Raw genomic sequence first — 18,619 nt, forward strand, 5'->3', positions numbered from 1 at the left:
AAATCTCAAACCATTTAATATGGAAGATTCAAAAAAAACCACCTATAAAAAACATATCTTCATGTTTTGAACTAGTTTCATGCCAATTTCGATTTTTTTCCCATATGAATTTTTTGTCTAAAGAAACGTATGTTACTCTCCCATTTTCATATATTCCCCTAAATTCATTGTTTAATGATGAACGTTGAACCAACTTGGCAATACAAGTTAATAATGTCGATTTACCACTAGCGTTATCTCCGGAAATAACAATAATTCCTTTTTCTAGTTTTAAAATAAATTCCATTTTTTTTATTTTTTTTATATTCTCTATAATAATTTTAATTTCTTGATTTTCCATGAACTATCCTTTTTACAAATTTACTTTCAATTTTATCATAAATAAATTTCCCTTTGCAAGTCATCAAAACTTTGCTTTAAATTTTCTAAACTTCCAAATTCATCGGCCAATTCTCTTGCATTGCCTAAAGAGCTAAGCTCTATAAGCGGTTTTAAACCCTCATCAAAATCTTTTATGCCGTATTCTTGATATCGATTCAGTAAAAATTCTATAAATTTTATAGCCTTTTCTTTTTGAAAACGTTTTAAGAATTCGCTATTTTCTACTTGCAAAACACGTTCTTGCCTTGTTTTGATCTCGCTATTAAAACTTAAATGCGCCAAAACATCATATATATCACAATCTTTCTTTTCAAAAATTTCACTCAAATCTTTTAAAGCATCCTCATCCACTCTATCTTTTTCAAGAGCTTTTAAAAAATTCTCTCTATTGCTTTGGATGCTCCAAATTTCACGTAATTTTTTCTCATCATCATAATACTCACCCAGCTTGCCTATCAAAAATTCCAAAAATTCCTTAGTTCGAAGTGGCTTACCCTCTAATCCCATATAACTTGTCTCGATATCTAAAACTTTAAGTTTTGTGCCTACAAGATGCACAGTTACTCTTTTTTTCTCTTTGCTTTCTTCTTTTGTTTTCTTTGTCTCTTTAGTGATTTTTCTTTCTTGTTCTTTTTCTTTGATTTCTTCTATTTTTTCACCGTCCCATTTTGGATCATAAAAAAGCTTAGTAGCACCGACAAAATCAAGTATAGTAAAAAAATCCTTACCTTCATAAACTCTAGTGCCACGCCCGATGATTTGCTTAAATTCCACCATAGAACCTATATTTGCTAGCAAAACGATATTGCGGACATTTTTAGCATCCACGCCCGTTGTAAGCATTTTAGAACTCGTAAGTATGACAGGAAAGCTTTTATCATTGTCTTGAAACTGCTTTAGATAATCAATCCCTATTTTACCTTCATCGCTCGTTACCCTTACACAATAATCATCTTTTTTAACGCTTTTGTATTTATCTATAGCTCTTTTTACTTCACTCGCATGGGCTTGATTGACACAAAAAACGATAGTTTTATCCATAGGATTTATAAGCTCTAAAATTTTCTTAGCGATAAAATCATTATATCTTGGTAAAAATATATTTCTTTCAAATTCACTTTGCTTGTAAAAACCTTTTTCAAGATCCCCTTGTATCAAATCATTAGGATTATAAGTATAACCATCACTCAAACTTGTTTTGATAAGTTTGACTTTATAAGGTGTTAAAAAGCCGTCTTCAATACCACTTTTAAGACTATAATCATAAACACTTTCTCCAAAATATTCATAAGTGTCTATATTTTCTTCTTTTTTTGGAGTGGCGGTTAAACCGATTTGAGTCGCGTAAGAAAAATACTCAAGCACCGCTCTCCAACTTCCCTCTTCATTGGCTCCACCTCTATGACATTCATCTATAATGATAAGATCAAAAAAATCTTTTGGATATTGAAGATAAAATTTACTCTCTTGCTGTTCTTCAGTATTTTCTTGTTCTTTTGAATTTGAAGCTAAACTTTGATAAATTCCAAAAAAGACATTAGCATTTGTTATGATTTTTCCACCATTTTTCTTTATCTCTTCAGCGCTAATTGCCTTGCAATCACCCTCTATAGGATTAAATTCCCCCAAAGCTTGATCCCTTAAGGTGATCCTATCGCATAAAAACAATATCTTAGGTTTTTGATCTTTGTTTTCTTTGTTCCATTTTGCTTCTAGCAAACGATAACATAAAGCAAAAGCTATAGTTGTTTTTCCTGTGCCAGTAGCAAGGGTGAGTAAAATTCTATCTTTATCATTTATAATCGCTTCTATGGCTTTATCAACCGCTATTTTTTGATAATACCTCAACTCTTTTTCTGGTATATACATCGGTTTTTGTGTTAAAAGTTTGTATTGCCACTCTTTAACATTGCCATAAATTCGATCAAAAAGCTCTTTTGGAGTTGGGAATTTATCTATATATCCTCCCCTAGAACTTCTCATATCGTATTCATAAATTTTTTCTCCATTGGTACTATATACAAAAGGCACATTTAAAATTTTTGCATACTCTATGCCTTGAGACAAGCCATCTAAAGCATCTTTGCTAAGTTTTTTAGCTTCGATTATAGCAAGATTGTTTCCTTCATATCTAAGCAGATAATCTGCGAATTTTCTTTCGCCGCTTTTACCACCTAAAAGCTTTCTACCGGCTGTAAAATAATAATTTCTGCGAATATCGGCTTCACTCCAAGAACTACTATAAAGCTTGGTATCTATAAATTTTACTCTAGTATCATCTTCTGAAAGAATTTTCATCACAATCCCCAAAAAGCTAAAAAATCATTCTAAAACTATACCTTCATTGATCACAATTTCACCGATGATAAAAGCATCACTTGCCTCTAAAACTTTGCTTACATTTGATGGATCAACCACTATCACTAAACCAACACCCATATTAAAACTTCTATACATTTCACTTTCTTCAACCGCTTCGCCTATGGTATAGAAAATTTCAGGGGTTTTAAGATGATGTTTTCGGATAATCGCTCCCATTCCACGCGGTAAAACACGCGGTAAATTTTCAACCAAGCCCCCACCAGTAATATGTGCTAAAGCATTGATAAAAGGTTTTAAAGTAAGAAATTCACGCACATAAATTCTTGTAGGCTCCAATAAAACATCGATTAAATTTTTTCCTTCCACCTTATCATCAAACTTCATCTTTAGACTTTCAAAAAGCACTTTTCTAGCTAAAGAATAACCATTAGAATGAAGTCCAGAACTTGGAAGTGCCAATAAAATATCACCATTTTTTACAAATTTACTTCTATCGATTTCATCTTCTTCAGCCATACCCACAGCAAAACCCGCAAGATCAAAATCATCTTTTGCATACATTCCAGGCATTTCAGCAGTTTCACCGCCGATTAAAGCACAATTTGCCAGCTTACAACCCTTAGCGATCCCTTCAACAACGACTTTTGCAACATCCACTTCTAATTTAGCCGTAGCATAATAATCCAAAAAGAATAAAGGCATAGCAAAATTACAAATAAGATCATTCACACACATCGCAACCAAATCTTGCCCTATGGTGTCGTATTTTTTTGCGTCTATAGCTAAGCGAAGTTTAGTCCCAACTCCATCTGTAGCACTTAACATCACAGGTTTTTTAAAGCCGCTTGGCATTCTAAAAGCACCTGAAAAAGATCCTATGCCGCCTATAACATTTTCATTAAAAGTTTCTTTTACAAGTGGCTTTATAGCTTCAACAAAAGCATTACCATTATCTATACTTACTCCAGCATCTTCGTATGAAATTTTCATTAATTTTCCTTTAAGAAATAAAAAGTTATTTTAACGAAAAAAGTTTTAATAAGGCATAAGATGAAGAATGCTTTTTTTGTAACTGCTTCAATCGCTTGTGGTAAAAGCACTTTTATACAAATTGCAAATTCTATGGGATTTAAAAGCATTAGCGCGGATGAAATCGCTCATGAAATTTTAGATCAATACTCTTTAGAACTTGCACAAATATTTTCAAAATTCAATACAAAAAATCAAAAATTATTAAAAGAAGATAAAAAAATCGATAGAAAAATTCTTGGTAGTATCATTTTTAATGATCAAGAGGCAAAAAAAATATTAGAAGATTTCACGCACCCAAAAATTAGAATGCAAATTTTAGAGCAAATGCAAATTTTAGAAAAAGAAAATAAACCTTATTTCGTTGAAATTCCACTTTTTTTTGAAAGCAAAGCTTATGAGAATTTAGGCAAAGTAATATTGATCTACTCCCCTAAAGAGCTAAGCTTACAAAGACTTATAAAAAGGGATAACTTAAGCTTAGAAGCTGCTAAAAAAAGGCTTTATTCGCAAATAGATATCGAAGAAAAAGTTAAAAAAGCGGATTTGGTTATAAAAAATACTGGCTCTTATGCCGATTTTGAAAAAAAATGTATCCAAATGTTGCAAAAAATTTCTAAAGGAGCAATTTGAAATTTTACAAATACTATGCTAATGGCAATGATTTTGTCATCACAAATGCTGATAAAAAAGAAAATAGAAGTGAATTAGCTAAAGAAATTTGCGATCGCTATAAAGGCATAGGTGCTGATGGTTTTATCGTGATCTTGCCTCATGAAAAATACGATTTTGAATGGGAATTTTATAACAATGACGGATCTTATGCAAGTATGTGTGGCAATGGCTCAAGAGCTGCAGCACATTTTGCACACCATATCAATAAAACACCATCAAAAATGACTTTTTTAACTGGAGCAGGTGTGATCAAGGCCGAAGTTGAAAATGATTTGGTAGAAATTTCATTTGGAAAAGTTAAAAATATAGAAAGTAAATTTGAAGAATTAGGAAAAATTTGGCAAATTTGCGATACTGGAGTGCCGCATTTGGTACATTTTTGCAAAAATTTAGATGAATTTGATATCATACTTTGTCAAAAAATGAGAAAAAAGTATAATGCAAATGTCAATTTCGCAAAAATTATAGATCAAAATTCTTTAAAGGTGCGAACCTTTGAACGCGGTGTCGAAAATGAAACTTTAGCTTGTGGGACAGGAATGGGAGCTTGTTTTTATCTTGCATTTTTAGAACAAAAAATTCAAGATAAAGCTAGCGTATTTCCAAAAAGCGGAGAAAAAGTTGATTTTAGATTAGAACATGAAGAATTGTTTTTTAAAGGAAAGGTAAGATACTGCTTTGAAGCAAATTATAATTTTTCTTAGTCTTTTTTTGAGTCAAATTTTTGCTACACAAAATTTAAAAGATGGCTTTGGAGAAGATTATTACAACTTAGACACAGAAGAAAAAAGAAAAATTTTTTTTGTTAAAATGAATGCGATGTTTGATGAAAGCTTTAAAGAAATTGCTAAAGAGCAAGATTTTATAAACGCATTTTTCAAACAAGCAAATAAAGATGGTTTTAGAACAGCCGATCAAGAAAACTTGGAAAAACTTTTAGAACTTAAAGAAAAATATCGCGTGCAAAATCTTTTTGATTATTATGAATATAAAAAAAGAATTGCTCCTATTCCAAAATCTATGGGTATAGCACAAGCTTTAGTTGAAAGTGCAACCGGTACTAGTCGTTTTGCAAGAGAAGCAAATAATCTTTTTGGAGAATGGACTTGGGGGGATAAAGGTTTAATTCCTGATTCAAGACATCCAAAGAAAAAACATAAAATTAAAATTTTTGATTCTTTGCAAGATAGTGTAAATTCTTATGTTTTAAATTTAAACAGACATTTTGCTTATGCTGATTTTAGAGAAGCAAGATATAAAGATATGAAAGAAGGTAAAAAAATTCAAGGCTTAGAAGCTATAAAAACATTGCATGCCTATTCAGAACTTAAGGGGCATTATATAGAGCTTGTTATAAAAGTTATAAATAAATACAATCTAGAAAAATATGATAATTTGAATTCCAAACCGAGCTTAGAACTTTTTAAAACTAAAAACTGAGTGCAAATTTATCAAAAGGCAAAACTTCAAATTTGACTCCTTGCTCAAAAAAGCTATCTTCGCTTGAAAGAGTGATAAAAATAATATGAAATATCCCAATATCTATAACCTTAGGAAGGATTTTTTTAGCACGAATTTTAATCAAATCAATATCTAAAGTTGGGCTAGATATATAGGCAATTTTTAATTTTTTACTATAAAAATGAAAATATTTATTGTAAAAAAAATCCTCTTGAAATTTAAAAAGTTCATTTAAAATCACATTCTCAAACAAATGAGAAAAATCTTTATAAATACAAAGATTATTTCTTAAACCAAAATCTCTAAAATAGATTTTTTGAAGTTTTTTCTCATCGTGAGTTATGGGATAAATTGTATATGTATTTTCAAGCTCTTTTATGGCGTGATAAACACTATCTTTTGAGGTTTTTATTCTTGTTTTAAGTTCCAAAAAAAGCTTAGAAATGCTTATTTGTTGTCCTAAGTTTTTGGCTAAATATTTTAAAATTTCAATTTCTAAAGAATTAAAATTATGTTTTAAAAGCTCATTTTTTTGACTCAATTCACTACGACCTATTTGCAAAAAAAGACCTACTAAATGATTGATAGGCAAATTTTTATTAATACTTATAAATTCTTCAAAATCAAAATAATCCAATTGTAATTCTTTAAAACCATCAATATACAAATCTTTTCTGTTTGTGCTTATAATAATAGGAATTTTTATATCTTTTAAATCCAAAGAAAAATCTACTCCATAAAGACAAAGAATTTTAATTTGAATATTATTTTGTAAAAAAAATCCAAGTTGCTTTAGACTCTCTTTTTCAAAACGTATATCATTAAAATTTAAAAATAAAATCTCTTCTTGTTTAAATTGAGATAAATAATTAAAAATCAAGGTTTTTTTGCCTGATTTTTTCGGGCCCTTAAGAATGATATTAGCATGTGAAATTTGCACCTTTCTTTCATAGCTCATTTCAAATTTGGATGCATTTTCATAAAAAAAATTTAATATTTTCATTTTTTTCCTTTTAAAAAGGAAATTATAATAATTTTTTCTTCATAAAAGTTTTAAAACTTTATGCATCACAACAGGACAAAGTTTTGGATGATGCAGTCTCGTTCCTAAATTCAATACAATCTTATTTCCTATTTTAGAATGCAAAGCCTGAACAAAATTAAAATGATGCCAATAAATTTGCTCCTTAGCCAAATGATACGTATAAAAATGATAAGAATTATTTTTTATATAATCAAGATGATTAAAAATATTATTTCTTATATTTTTAGAAAGTCCAGGAGCTTGAAAAGTATAAATTTTATCCACAGCAAAGCTAAGACGTGCTATGAAAATTTGTGCTAAATACCCACCTAAAGAATGGCCCACCAAAGTAATTTTTCTAAATTGAAATTGTGATTTTATTTTTTTATAAAAAGAACACAAGGACAAATATTGCGCTTTAGGAATTTTGTGATTTAAAATTAAAAAATCACTCCAAATATCTCCGAAGTCAAATTTAATCGGTCTTAAATCACTCCCAGCAATGGCTAAAATAAATTCTTGAGTGTTTTTATCTTGAAATAAACTTGCCCTAAAACCACCCTTAGACTCTGAAAAATTTTCATTGATATGAGCGAGTAAAACAAAATTTTTTATAAAATAAAATGCTATAAAAGGATCAAATTTGCCTATAGCTATACCATTTTCATAAGAAGAATTTGTTAAAACTTTAAAAAGTTCTTTTTGTTTAATTTGATAAAACATATCTTTTGAGTCCAAATTCAAATAAGCAGCATGTGAAAGCAAAGAATAATGATATATCTTAATCAAATCATCTTTATCTTTTTGGAATTGAGAATATAATTTTTCTTTAAAATCTAATTCTTGAAGAGTTAAAGATTTCTTAAAGGATAAATTTAAAAAGGTATCAAAATCATAAAGGGGTAAAAACCCCTTTCTAATTACATTTTGCAAGTATTTTGTAAAGTGGATCTAAGCATCCAAAGACTTTTTTCATATTTTGCAATATTTTCTTGTGCAAATGCTGCTGTAGTTGTATCTCCTGCTTTTTCTGATGCTTCGTTTAATTTTTTAAATTCAGCCAAAAGATATTCGTAATCTTGTTTGATTAGCTCAATAACTTCAGTTGGCGTAAAGCAATCTTTACCCACTTTAGGGCTTTTAGCATTTTCCATCAATACTTTTTGACAAGTGATGGCTTTTTCACCAAGTTGCAATACTCTTTCAGCACAATCATCAAAAAGCTCTGCCATCTCTTCATAAGCTTTTTCTGTGTATTCGTGGATTGAAAAAAATTGCAAACCTTTTACATTCCAATGATAATTATGGAATTTAATCCATAAATGATGAGCATCCGCTTGCATTTGTAATAATTGTTTAACAACTGACATTGTAACTCCTTTTTTATTTTTTAAAATTATAACACAAAATTCTTAAATAATAATTATTATTAGTTAAAAATTTATATTATAAAATTTATTTATAATTATTATACTCTTTTTATTTAAAAAAATACTAGGATTTTAAAATATTTTTTAAAATCAATTTTCCAACCTCAATCTAGCTTGACTAGTGATTTTTATTACATAAAATCAATAAACTTATCATTAAAATCAAATTTTTTAACACTTGCTTTTTTTATAAAAATAATTGGTCGCTTCGACAAAACCCTCTACACTACCGCAATCAAAACGCTTTCCTTCAAATTTATAAGCTAAAACCATACCATTAGTTGCTTGAGTTAAAAGTGCATCGGTGAGTTGAATTTCTCCATTTTTACCCTCTTGGGTATTTTCTAAAATTTCAAAAATATCAGAAGTTAAAATATATCTCCCAATAATAGCTAAATTACTCGGAGCCTCATCAGGATCAGGCTTTTCTATCATAGAATTTACCATGATCAAATTTTCCTCTACTGTATTTCCAGCGATCACTCCATAATTACAAACTTGTTCTTTTGGTACCTCCATAACCGCTATAACAGTACAACGATATTTTTCATAAATCTTAACCATTTGTGCCATTACATTTAAGCCGTTTTCATTCACGCATAAATCATCAGCCAAAATAACTCCAAAAGCCTCATCTCGCACTAAAGATTTACCTTTAAGTACTGCATCACCTAATCCACGCATTTCATTTTGACGTGTAAAGATAAAAGTGCAACGATCGATTAAAGATCTTATATCTTTAAGTAAATATTCTTTTTTTGTTCCAGAAATTTGATGTTCTAGCTCATAAGAAATATCAAAATAATCCTCTAAAGCTCTCTTGCCTCTTCCTGTAACAAAACCCATATTATCCATCCCAGCTTCTAAAGCCTCATCGACTCCATAATGAATTAAAGGTTTAGTAAGTATAGGCAACATTTCCTTAGGCAAACTTTTTGTAGCGGGTAAAAATCTAGTCCCATAGCCAGCTGCAGGAAAAATACAAGTTTGAAACATAATAATCCTTTATTTTTAAACTAAAATCAATAACGATTTTCTATTAATATTTTTTAAATTACAATTGAATTTTAATCTTAAAAAAATGATTTTACAAAAATTATGTTAATCTAAAAAATAAATAGCATCTTGATTAAACGCAAGAATAATTTCATTATATAAATTTAAACCACTTTTGTTAAATTGCTCTTGACTTAAGGCAAATTCTAAAATTTTATCTTGAATTTTAATACGCACAAAAATAAAATCCTTTCTAGTTCTTAAATCTATAACTAAACATTTATCAATAATAAAATCAAAAGCATGATCTAAATTATCTTTTTCTTTTGCAAAAGAAATTTTATAAGGATTTATTGCTATTTTACTTGAATTTTTTTCCATATAAGGACTAAAATCTATAAAACGATCAAAATAAATTCCCTTATTTTCAAGATCAAAAACATTAGTATTTTCAAATTCCAAAATTTCACCAGAATGCAAGTAATATCTTTTTTTGTACTAAAGAATCTAAAAAAACTTTATCATGACTTGCAATTAAAAAGCCGCTATTGTAAGTTTTTTGCATAAATAAAATTGCTTTTTTAAACAAAATAGCTGTTTTTTGATCTAAAAAAGCACTAGGCTCGTCTAATAAATAATATTTTGCACGAACCACTTAAAGCCAAAGCAAAAGCAAGTTTTTGACTTTGTCCTGAGGAAAGTTCATTGGGATGTTTTTTAAGCAAACTTTTGTCGATCTCAAGCAAATTAAAAGTTTCATCGATGCAATTTTGACTTTCTTTTAAATCAATTTTATAAGTTTTTTAAAAGAAATGAAAAATTTTTTTCAATACTACGATTTAGAAATATAGGTTCTGGAAAAAGAAGATAAATTTGACGCTTTTCATCTGAATTTAAATGTATTTTTCCAAAATAAGAAATATTTTCAAAATCACCTTCAAGAAATTTAAGAATTCTTAAAAGTGTAGATTTTCCGCTCCCATTTAAACCCATTAAAATACTGATTTTACTAGTATCTAAAACTAATTTTTAATATTTAAAATATTTTTTGATTATAACTAAAACTAAAATTATTAAGCTCTATCACTTAATCCCTTTTAATTTATAAATGATGCAATTTAAAACAAAAGCTATCAAAATCAAAACCAAAGCAAGAGCAATGCCACTGGCAAATTCACCTTTATTGGTTTCTAAAGAAATTGCCGTTGTAATCGTTCTTGTATCGTATTTGATATTTCCGCCCACTATCATGGCTACATCTATCTCAGCAACAATGCGTCCATAAACTAAAGCTATAACGCTTACAAGAGCAAAGCGTAATTCATAAATAATCGTTACTATAAGTTTTATTTTGTTTAAATGTAAAGATTTAATATACAATAATTGCTTTTTACTAATATTTTCAACTAAATTCACAAAAAGAGCTATTGCTATGGGTAAGGCTAGTATAAATTGACCTAAAATTAAAGCTTTTATGGTAAAAAGTAAGCTAAGTTCCCCTAAAGGTCCACGATTTGAAATCAAAGCGTATAAAATTAATCCTACAGCTACCGTTGGAAAAGAAGACTTGTGTCAATTATAAGCCTTAAAAAACGTTTAAATTTAAAATTAAAAAAACCTAAAAGAAAACCCAAAGGAAAGCCTACTAGTAAAGCTAAAACTATAGATATACTAGAACTTAACATGGTTGTTTTTTATGGCTGAAATCACACTATCATCAGCATTTAATAACAATAATAAAGCTTGCTTAAAACCATCAAAAATATATTCCAAATTCACAAGTCCAAAAAAAATAAATTAAGAAATTTTAGCATAATTTATGTTAAAATCTTTCTACATTATATTTGTAAAAATTTTTAGAGGAAAAAGATGAAAAAAACGATATTTCTAGGATTGTTTTTGGCTTTAAATATTCAAGCAGTAGAATTAAGAATGGCAACCACAACAAGCACTGACAATACAGGCTTGCTCGATGGCTTACAACCTCTTTATAAGCAAGAAACAGGCAATACTTTAAAATGGGTTGCTGTTGGCACAGGTGCGGCTTTGAAAATGGGTGAAGATTGTAATGCAGATGTGCTTTTTGTGCATTCTCCAAAAGCTGAAAAGGAATTCATCAAAAAAGGTTATGGAGTTGATAGAACTCCTGTAATGTATAATGATTTTGTAATTATTGCGGATAAATCTTTAGCACCAAAATTTAAGGGTAAAAATTTAGAAGAGAGTTTAAAACTTATAAGAGATGAAAAATTAACCTTTATTTCAAGAGGGGACAAATCAGGCACCGATAATAAAGAAAAAAGCTTGTGGAAAAGCATAGGTAAAGTTCCAGAAAAAGAAAGCTGGTATCAACAAAGCGGACAAGGAATGCTCGCAAGTATTAAAATCGCTGAAGAAAAAAAAGGGGTGATTTTAACCGATCGTGGTACTTATATCAAGTATGAATTTAATGAAAAAGGAAAACCAAATTTGATCATCGTTAATGAAGGTGATGATAGATTGAAAAATTTTTATTCTGTAATCGCGGTAAATCCAAAGCATTGCAAAAATGTTAATTACACTGAAGCAAAAAAATTCATCAATTGGCTTACAAATGATGATACTTTAAGTTTTATTAGCGGATTTAAACTACTCTATAAACCTTTATTTATAGTGGATGCTAAAACAAGAAAGGATTAAAATTTTTTTCTAAGCAAAGAGCTAATTTCTAAGCTTTTTGCTTTATTTTCAAGTAAAATTTCTTCTAAAATTTCTAAATTTTTTGGCGATAAAAATTCAAAAAGTTCTATAAGCTCGGCATAATTTTGATGCAAAGGTTTGTTTTTATAAAGCTTATTGATAATTTTAAAATTCTCTTCTTTTTTATCGCTAAAAAGCTCTTGTTCAAAAATCCCCAAAGCATCGGCAATAAAAGGTATCATATCGGCTTTGATATCGATATTTCCGTTTAAATATGCATAGATACTTGAAAGTGTAGGAATTTCTCCGGTCTTATTGGCTTTCATTCCTAGATTAATCAAGCGATTGGCTAATTCCTTTTTGCTGATATTTTTTTCTTTTAAAATTTCATTGATTCTATCGACAACTTTCATTTTTCCACTTTTAATTTATAGTTTATATAATAATAATAAGCCAATTTATTATCGTAAAAGTATAATTTAAGTATCGATTATCTATAATTTTATATTTTTTCTATAAAAATATATTTATTATTTAAGTTAAGGTTGAAAAATTTGGCAAAGTTATCTATAATCATTCCTTTTGGGACAAGCAAAGAGCGTCCTTATATCAAAGAAAGAGTAATAGAAAAAGCTCAACACTATGTTAGTAATGAATCAGTTGAGTATATTTTTGTAGAAGGTTTTTCGTCGATAGAACATCCAGAACTTAAAATTTTAATTGAAAATCAAGGGCATCGTTACATTAAAGATGAAATTCAACAAGCTAGTAAAGTTTTTTCTACAGGACAATGCAGAAATTTGGGTGTTATCAATGCAAAAAGTGATGTAGTAATGTCTTTGGATGTCGATTGTGTTATAAGTGAAAAAAATTTAGAAAATATTTTAGAACTCATCTCTATAAAAGAAATAGATAAAAATCCCAATGCTTTTTTAGTTTTACCTTGTGTATTTTTAAATGAATTGGGTACGGAAATTTTACAAAATCGCAAACTTTCTTTATGGGATAATATAATTAAGCAGGATTTACTGTTTGACAAAAAATTTATAAAATTCTTAACTCCTGCTTCAAGTACTATTGTAATGAATCGCTTTAAATTTTTAGAACTCGGTGGAAATGATAAGGAATTTATAGGGCATGGCTATGAAGATTTTGATCTAATGATGCGAATTTTAAAAAATTGTGCTACTTTTGAAGCCCTGCCAAATAACTTAGATTTTGATTATAGAAATTGGAATTTTAATGATTTTAAAGGCTTTAGGGCTTTATTTTCAATAGTAGGAAATGAAGCAGCCGTTTATGGAATCTATCTTTATCATCTTTGGCACATAGAGCCTAATCAAAATGGATATTTTAATAATAGAGATTCCAATCATAAAAAATTTTTTAAAAACCTATCTAAAAAAAATCATTTTATAGAGTCTTTGCAAGAAAATTCTGTAAAAAATAAAAAAAATCTTGCTTTATTTCAGGAAAATTCCACTTCTCATCGCATTTTAAATCAAATCAGTGTTTTTATTGGAGAATGTATTTTTAAATTAGAAGGAGATTTTTTTGATTATTATGAAAACGAACCAAAACTTAATAAAAAAGCGTTTTTGATTTTTTTAAAAAATAATGAAATTTCAAATATTATACTTTTTAACCCCTATGATAATGAATTAAGACTTAAAAATTTATCAATTTTGCAAAGAGCAAAATTCCCTATATAATTTGGGAAAGAGGGGCGATAAATGATAGTTGGTTTTTCGATGAAGGTTTTAATTATGATTCTAATTCCTATGATGAAAAAAATTGGAATAAAATTTTAAACGAGGAACAAATTTTAAAAACAAAAAATTTCATTAATAAAGAACTTTTTTACAATGAAAATTACCTTGAAAAACAAGACTTAAGACAAAGTGAAATAGAACTTCGTAGAACACTAGGAATCCGCCATAAATAAAGTTATCTTTATAGCTTTACAAGTTCCAAGTGATACAGTCATTAAATATTTTTCCAAACCACCTTTTGATTATCAAGGTTTCTTAAAAATCGTTGATAAATTAGCCAAAGAGTTTATAAAATAAGATGTAATATTTATAGCCAAAAAATACCCTTTAGATTTAACACTAAATAAAAAGGTTTATAAAAATTTACTTTTTGCTCCTGATGATACAATTTTTTTAGATCTTATACAAATTTGTGAAGCTTGCGTATTAATAAAATTCTGGCGTTGGATTATATGCTTTAATGATGCAAAAACCTTGCATAATCTGCGGTGGGGCATTCTATGCTTTTAATGATTTAATTTACAAGCAAGAAATGAATTTGAACTTAAAAATTCAATTCTTAGAATTCTAAATAATGATTTTAAAGTTGATGAAATGAAAATGCTCCGATTTTTACATTATCTTATCTTTGATTTTTATATTTTTGGAAAAAATTATTATAGTCCTATAAAAAACAGGATAAAATAATAAATAGAGTTGTGGCTATAGATTTTTATCAAATTATTATTAAAGGTAAAAAATATCTTCAAGGCACAAACTCTAAAAAACAATTTACAAGCTCGATTCTCTAGTTTATAAACCTTATATTTATGAAATTAAAAAGAAAAAAATTAAAGGAAATTTAAAAGATAATACTTTTATTACTATCACACAATCTAAATTTTCACATTTTAGATTCTATAGACTTTTTAGAAAATTTATCGCTAGTCTAAAACTTTCATAATGGATAGCAAAAAAAACCTTTTATGAAACCTTTGAAATTTATTTTAAAAAAATCTTTATAAATTATATATTTATTGGTGTAAATATAGTATTTGTAAAAATTAAAATAAATATTTTACCTTTATACTAGAATGCACATATCAAGAAAAATAACTCAAAGCATTACAATAAAAAGAAACGAGCTTGAAAATGCTTTGAAAGAATTTATTAATTTAAATCTAAATAAAACTTAATTTTAGATTTTATTTAAAAACTTTTTTCAAATGTGCTTCATAGTCACTTAGGTATTTTTCAATCTGTGGATTTTTCATCACATCATTGCACATAAAGGTTTCTAAAGCCTTCATACCTAAAAACTCGTGAGCTTTATGTAAATGCCAATACACCATATCCACGCCCTTACCTTCAAAAAATTCGTTTTTATCATTAAAAGCATCAATTGGGGCATTCCAAGTCAAGCTAAACATATATTTTTTATCTTTAGCTAAACCACCTTTTCCATAATTTTTCTTAGGATTTTCATGACTTCTTCCATCATTAGTATAAAGTTTGCCATGCCCTGCTGTAAAAACTTCATCGATGTATCTTTTAACAATCCAAGGTTCACCCATCCACCAAGTTGGCATTTGATATATAATAACATCAGATTTTAAAAATTTTTCTAATTCTTCTTGCACATTATAACCTTTATCAATGTGCGTTTGTAAAATTTCAAATCCCAAATCGCTTAAAATTTTAACAGCATGATTATGCAAAGTGAGATTAAGCTGACCCTTAGAATGTCCAAATTCTTTTGCTCCATTAATTAAAAATACATTTTTCATCACTTATACCTTTCAAAATAATTTTAAAATATTTTAACTCTTTAACGATAACCAAAATATAAATCATCTAAAAAATATATAAGCTTATAAATATTAAAATTTTAAAAAAGGATAAATTTATGATAGAACTAATTGGTGATATAAATTTACAAAATTATATGGGTGAATGGCTTGAGATTGCTAGAAAACCAAATTTTTTTCAAAAAACTTGCCAAAGCTCAAAGGCTAAATACACATTAAAATACAAAGGTGAAACTCCTTATATAGAGATAGAAAATTTTTGCCAAAAAGAAAATGAAATTTCAAGCATTAAAGGTAAAGCAAAGCTAAATGCTAATCGAAAATTAGCCGTAAGCTTTAATTTTTTTATGAATCTTTTTAACAAAACCAATTATGAAATTATCTTTATAGATACAGAATATAAAGTAGCCATCGTAGGAAGTCCTGATAAAAAATATTTATGGATTTTAGCAAGAGAAAAACTAGATGAAAAAACTTTACAAGAACTTTTAAAAATTGCCGAAGAAAGAAATTTTAATATCAGCGATCTTATTTTTGATCGCTGATTAAAAAATTTATTCTTTTCTCATATCGATTACGTAGCGAAATTTTGCTTTTCCGGAAGTTAAATTTTCATAAGCTTTATCGATTTCTTGTGGAGTGATTAGCTCGGTTTCTGGGTAAATTTTATTTTTAAGTGAAAAATCAAGCATTTCTTGAGTTTCAGCTATCCCACCTATTAAAGATCCATAAACTCTTTTTCCTGCTTTATGGATTAAAGTATTGATTTGAATTCCTATTTTATGCTCAACAGGTGGAAGTCCTACTACAGCAAATTCTCCTCCAAATTTAAGCAAATCAAGATAAACAGAAGGATCATATGGGGTTGGAATGGTTGAGATAATCAAATCAAAACGTTCTTTAACTACATCTTTATCCGTGCTTGTATAAAAAGAACTTACACCCATTGCTAAAGCATCGCTTTTTTTATTTTCATTTCGTGCAAAAACACTGACTTTTGCACCTAATTTGACAGCATATTTAACCGCCATCATTCCAAGTCCACCAAATCCTGCTACACCAACATAAGATCCTTCTTTAATCTTAGAAAATTTTAAAGGTGAGTAAGTTGTAATACCCGCACAAAGTAAAGGGGCAACTTTCTCAAGAGGCGCATCTTTAGGAACACAAACGGCAAATTTTTCACTCACGACTATATTGTTAGAATAACCACCATAAGTGATTTCATTATTATGAAAAATATCTTTACAATTATAAGTATAGATTGTTTTTCCATTTTCGCAAAATTGCTCTTGTGATTGCTTGCAAGCTTCGCATTCTCCACAAGAATTTACCATACAACCCACACCCGCATAATCGCCTACTTTAAATTTACTCACATTTTTACCCACAGCAATAACCTCTCCAGCGATCTCATGGCCAGGAACACAAGGATAAATAGTCGATCCCCACTCACTTTTTGCAGTATGCACATCGCTATGACAAATTCCTGCGTATAAAATTTTTATCAAAATATCATTATCGCCTATAGCATGACGAGAAAATTCAAATGGGGTAAATTTTGCATCCTTGCTAAGCATGGCATAGCCCTTGCTATAAATTCTTCCATTGTCTAAAATTTTATAATCGATCATTATTTCATCTCCTTTTTATAAAGATTTGGTTGTTTTTATTTTATCAAAAAAATATCAAACGATAAATAACAAAAAATAAGTAAATTTTTTAATAATTTTTGATAGAATAATTTTTACATTTTAAAAATTAAAAGGAGAAAACTTTTGGCAAAAGATGATGTAATAGAAATTGACGGAACAGTACTTGAAGCATTACCCAATGCAAATTTTAAAGTAGAATTAGACAATAAACATGTCATTCTTTGTCACATTGCAGGAAAAATGCGTATGCATTATATAAGAATTATGCCTGGTGATAAAGTTAAAGTAGAACTTACCCCTTATAGTCTTGATAAAGGACGCATTACTTTTAGATATAAATAAGCTAATTAAAAGTTTTTTTTCGATAAAATTAGCATTTTTGCGACATTTTGTATCGAACTATGAAAGAAGTATTTTTAAAATTCACCACTTATTTTAAAAATAGTTGGTTATTCATAAAACCTGATGCAGTCGCAAATCAAGTGGAATTTACTTAATAAGGAGACGCTCATGAAAGTGAGACCATCTGTTAAAAAAATGTGCGACAAGTGCAAAGTAGTTCGCCGTAAAGGCGTAGTTCGCATTATTTGCGAAAATCCAAAACATAAACAAAGACAAGGATAAACATGGCTCGTATTGCAGGTGTTGATTTACCAAAGAAAAAAAGAATTGAGTATGGACTTACTTATATTTACGGTATAGGGCTTTTTACATCAAGAAAAATTCTTGACAAAACAGGAATTTCTTATGATAAAAGAGTGCATGAGCTTAGCGAAGATGAAGCAGCAGCAATCAGAAAAGAAATCCAAGAAAACTATATGGTTGAAGGGGATCTTAGAAAACAAGTTGCTATGGATATCAAAGCTCTTATGGATTTGGGAAGTTTTAGAGGTTTAAGACATAGAAAAGGCTTGCCTGTTCGTGGTCAAAAAACAAAAACAAATGCTAGAACTCGCAAGGGTAAAAGAAAAACCGTTGGTGCAAAATCATAAGGATAAAAAATGGCTAAAAGAAAAATTGTAAAGAAAAAAGTAGTTAAAAAAAATATAGCAAAGGGTATTGTATATATCAGTGCAACTTTTAACAATACCATGGTAACAGTTACAGATGAAATGGGAAATGCGATTGCTTGGAGCAGTGCAGGTGGTTTAGGATTTAAAGGTTCTAAAAAATCAACCCCTTATGCAGCACAACAAGCAGTAGAAGACGCTTTAAATAAAGCAAAAGAACACGGGATTAAAGAAGTAGGCATAAAAGTGCAAGGACCTGGAAGCGGTAGAGAAACTGCTGTAAAAAGCGTAGGTGCTATGGAAGGGATTAAAGTTACTTTCTTAAAAGATATCACTCCATTGGCTCACAATGGTTGCAGACCGCCTAAGCGTCGTCGTGTCTAAGATATAAGAAAAAT

20 protein-coding genes and 2 pseudogenes are annotated in these 18,619 nt (G+C 28.7%); 10 read left to right on the forward strand and 12 right to left on the reverse strand.

Annotated elements, in window-relative coordinates:
- Nucleotides 1-28 precede the first annotated feature (28 nt).
- The 3 genes from CQA69_RS02315 to purM are packed head-to-tail and all read right to left on the reverse strand — an operon-like array spanning nt 29 to nt 3,693.
- Entirely contained in the window at nt 29-340 is a 312-nt protein-coding gene (locus CQA69_RS02315; RefSeq protein ID WP_137620223.1) for an ATP-binding cassette domain-containing protein, read from the reverse strand.
- Nucleotides 341-375: 35 nt separating this feature from the next.
- Complete coding sequence (hsdR, locus tag CQA69_RS02320; RefSeq protein ID WP_407924064.1) at nt 376-2,679, reverse strand: EcoAI/FtnUII family type I restriction enzme subunit R; 2,304 nt, start codon at nt 2,677-2,679, stop codon at nt 376-378.
- A 24-nt stretch (nt 2,680-2,703) separates the two neighbouring features.
- Nucleotides 2,704-3,693 (reverse strand): phosphoribosylformylglycinamidine cyclo-ligase, encoded by a 990-nt coding sequence (purM, locus tag CQA69_RS02325; RefSeq protein ID WP_137620225.1) that lies wholly within the window; start codon nt 3,691-3,693, stop codon nt 2,704-2,706.
- 60 nt (nt 3,694-3,753) lie between these two features.
- Here purM and coaE point away from each other — a divergent pair, with 60 nt between their 5' ends.
- From coaE to CQA69_RS02340, 3 genes are read left to right on the forward strand one after another with little or no spacing between them, the layout of a single operon-like run.
- Nucleotides 3,754-4,365, forward strand: coding sequence for a dephospho-CoA kinase (gene coaE, locus CQA69_RS02330; RefSeq protein WP_137620226.1), 612 nt, complete (start codon nt 3,754-3,756; stop codon nt 4,363-4,365).
- Nucleotides 4,362-5,111, forward strand: coding sequence for a diaminopimelate epimerase (dapF, locus tag CQA69_RS02335; RefSeq protein ID WP_137620227.1), 750 nt, complete (start codon nt 4,362-4,364; stop codon nt 5,109-5,111). The genes coaE and dapF overlap by 4 nt, the downstream gene beginning before the upstream one ends.
- A complete protein-coding gene (locus tag CQA69_RS02340) occupies nt 5,086-5,847 on the forward strand; it encodes a glucosaminidase domain-containing protein (protein WP_137620228.1) in 762 nt (253 codons plus the stop codon). The genes dapF and CQA69_RS02340 overlap by 26 nt, the downstream gene beginning before the upstream one ends.
- On the opposite strand, the gene CQA69_RS02345 is transcribed toward CQA69_RS02340, so the two are convergent.
- The 6 genes and pseudogenes from CQA69_RS02345 to tupB all read right to left on the reverse strand — a co-directional run bounded on the left by CQA69_RS02345 (nt 5,837) and on the right by tupB (nt 11,091).
- Nucleotides 5,837-6,871, reverse strand: a complete 1,035-nt coding sequence (locus tag CQA69_RS02345) for a DUF4143 domain-containing protein (RefSeq protein WP_137620229.1) — start codon at nt 6,869-6,871, stop codon at nt 5,837-5,839. The two genes, CQA69_RS02340 and CQA69_RS02345, sit on opposite strands and share 11 nt — an antisense overlap.
- 39 nt (nt 6,872-6,910) lie before the next feature.
- Nucleotides 6,911-7,825: an Mbeg1-like protein gene (locus CQA69_RS02350; protein WP_246023107.1), complete on the reverse strand. Its 915-nt coding sequence runs from the start codon at nt 7,823-7,825 to the stop codon at nt 6,911-6,913.
- A complete protein-coding gene (locus CQA69_RS02355) occupies nt 7,813-8,262 on the reverse strand; it encodes a Dps family protein (RefSeq protein WP_137620230.1) in 450 nt (149 codons plus the stop codon). Before CQA69_RS02355 ends, CQA69_RS02350 begins: the two co-directional genes overlap by 13 nt.
- Nucleotides 8,263-8,493: 231 nt before the next feature.
- Nucleotides 8,494-9,318: a UTP--glucose-1-phosphate uridylyltransferase GalU gene (galU, locus tag CQA69_RS02360; RefSeq protein ID WP_137620231.1), complete on the reverse strand. Its 825-nt coding sequence runs from the start codon at nt 9,316-9,318 to the stop codon at nt 8,494-8,496.
- Nucleotides 9,319-9,423: 105 nt separating this feature from the next.
- Nucleotides 9,424-10,405, reverse strand: a pseudogene (gene tupC / locus CQA69_RS02365) (tungstate ABC transporter ATP-binding protein TupC).
- Nucleotides 10,402-11,091, reverse strand: a pseudogene (gene tupB / locus CQA69_RS02370) (tungstate ABC transporter permease TupB). Before tupB ends, tupC begins: the two co-directional pseudogenes overlap by 4 nt.
- 96 nt (nt 11,092-11,187) lie before the next feature.
- Between tupB and tupA the strand changes: the two are divergent.
- Entirely contained in the window at nt 11,188-11,997 is an 810-nt protein-coding gene (gene tupA, locus CQA69_RS02375; RefSeq protein ID WP_137620232.1) for a tungstate ABC transporter substrate-binding protein TupA, read from the forward strand.
- On the opposite strand, the gene CQA69_RS02380 is transcribed toward tupA, so the two are convergent.
- A complete protein-coding gene (locus CQA69_RS02380; protein ID WP_137620233.1) occupies nt 11,994-12,410 on the reverse strand; it encodes a helix-turn-helix domain-containing protein in 417 nt (138 codons plus the stop codon). The genes tupA and CQA69_RS02380 overlap by 4 nt on opposite strands.
- Nucleotides 12,411-12,551: 141 nt before the next feature.
- Between CQA69_RS02380 and CQA69_RS02385 the strand changes: the two genes are divergently transcribed.
- Nucleotides 12,552-13,709 (forward strand): galactosyltransferase-related protein, encoded by a 1,158-nt coding sequence (locus CQA69_RS02385; protein WP_171000294.1) that lies wholly within the window; start codon nt 12,552-12,554, stop codon nt 13,707-13,709.
- A 1,244-nt stretch (nt 13,710-14,953) separates the two neighbouring features.
- On the opposite strand, the gene CQA69_RS02390 is transcribed toward CQA69_RS02385, so the two are convergent.
- Nucleotides 14,954-15,535: an NAD(P)H-dependent oxidoreductase gene (locus CQA69_RS02390; RefSeq protein ID WP_137620235.1), complete on the reverse strand. Its 582-nt coding sequence runs from the start codon at nt 15,533-15,535 to the stop codon at nt 14,954-14,956.
- Between the two features lie 119 nt (nt 15,536-15,654).
- Between CQA69_RS02390 and CQA69_RS02395 the strand changes: the two genes are divergently transcribed.
- The gene (locus CQA69_RS02395) at nt 15,655-16,101 is read left to right on the forward strand and encodes a lipocalin family protein (RefSeq protein ID WP_137620236.1); all 447 of its coding nucleotides are present in this window, start codon (nt 15,655-15,657) and stop codon (nt 16,099-16,101) included.
- Nucleotides 16,102-16,110: 9 nt separating this feature from the next.
- On the opposite strand, the gene CQA69_RS02400 is transcribed toward CQA69_RS02395, so the two are convergent.
- Nucleotides 16,111-17,187: an NAD(P)-dependent alcohol dehydrogenase gene (locus CQA69_RS02400; protein WP_137620337.1), complete on the reverse strand. Its 1,077-nt coding sequence runs from the start codon at nt 17,185-17,187 to the stop codon at nt 16,111-16,113.
- Between the two features lie 147 nt (nt 17,188-17,334).
- Here CQA69_RS02400 and infA point away from each other — a divergent pair, with 147 nt between their 5' ends.
- The 4 genes from infA to rpsK all read left to right on the forward strand — a co-directional run bounded on the left by infA (nt 17,335) and on the right by rpsK (nt 18,605).
- Nucleotides 17,335-17,553, forward strand: a complete 219-nt coding sequence (gene infA / locus CQA69_RS02405) for a translation initiation factor IF-1 (protein ID WP_002781436.1) — start codon at nt 17,335-17,337, stop codon at nt 17,551-17,553.
- A 168-nt stretch (nt 17,554-17,721) separates the two neighbouring features.
- Nucleotides 17,722-17,835 carry a 50S ribosomal protein L36 gene (gene rpmJ, locus CQA69_RS02410; protein ID WP_002781429.1) on the forward strand — a complete coding sequence of 38 codons (114 nt, stop codon included), beginning with the start codon at nt 17,722-17,724 and terminating at the stop codon, nt 17,833-17,835.
- A 2-nt stretch (nt 17,836-17,837) separates the two neighbouring features.
- Nucleotides 17,838-18,203, forward strand: a complete 366-nt coding sequence (gene rpsM / locus CQA69_RS02415; RefSeq protein ID WP_002779545.1) for a 30S ribosomal protein S13 — start codon at nt 17,838-17,840, stop codon at nt 18,201-18,203.
- Between the two features lie 9 nt (nt 18,204-18,212).
- Nucleotides 18,213-18,605, forward strand: coding sequence for a 30S ribosomal protein S11 (gene rpsK / locus CQA69_RS02420; RefSeq protein WP_002779544.1), 393 nt, complete (start codon nt 18,213-18,215; stop codon nt 18,603-18,605).
- Nucleotides 18,606-18,619 lie beyond the last annotated feature (14 nt).

Origin of the sequence: Campylobacter estrildidarum, from assembly GCF_005406205.1 — a bacterium.
Taxonomy (GTDB): Bacteria; Campylobacterota; Campylobacteria; order Campylobacterales; family Campylobacteraceae; genus Campylobacter_D; species Campylobacter_D estrildidarum.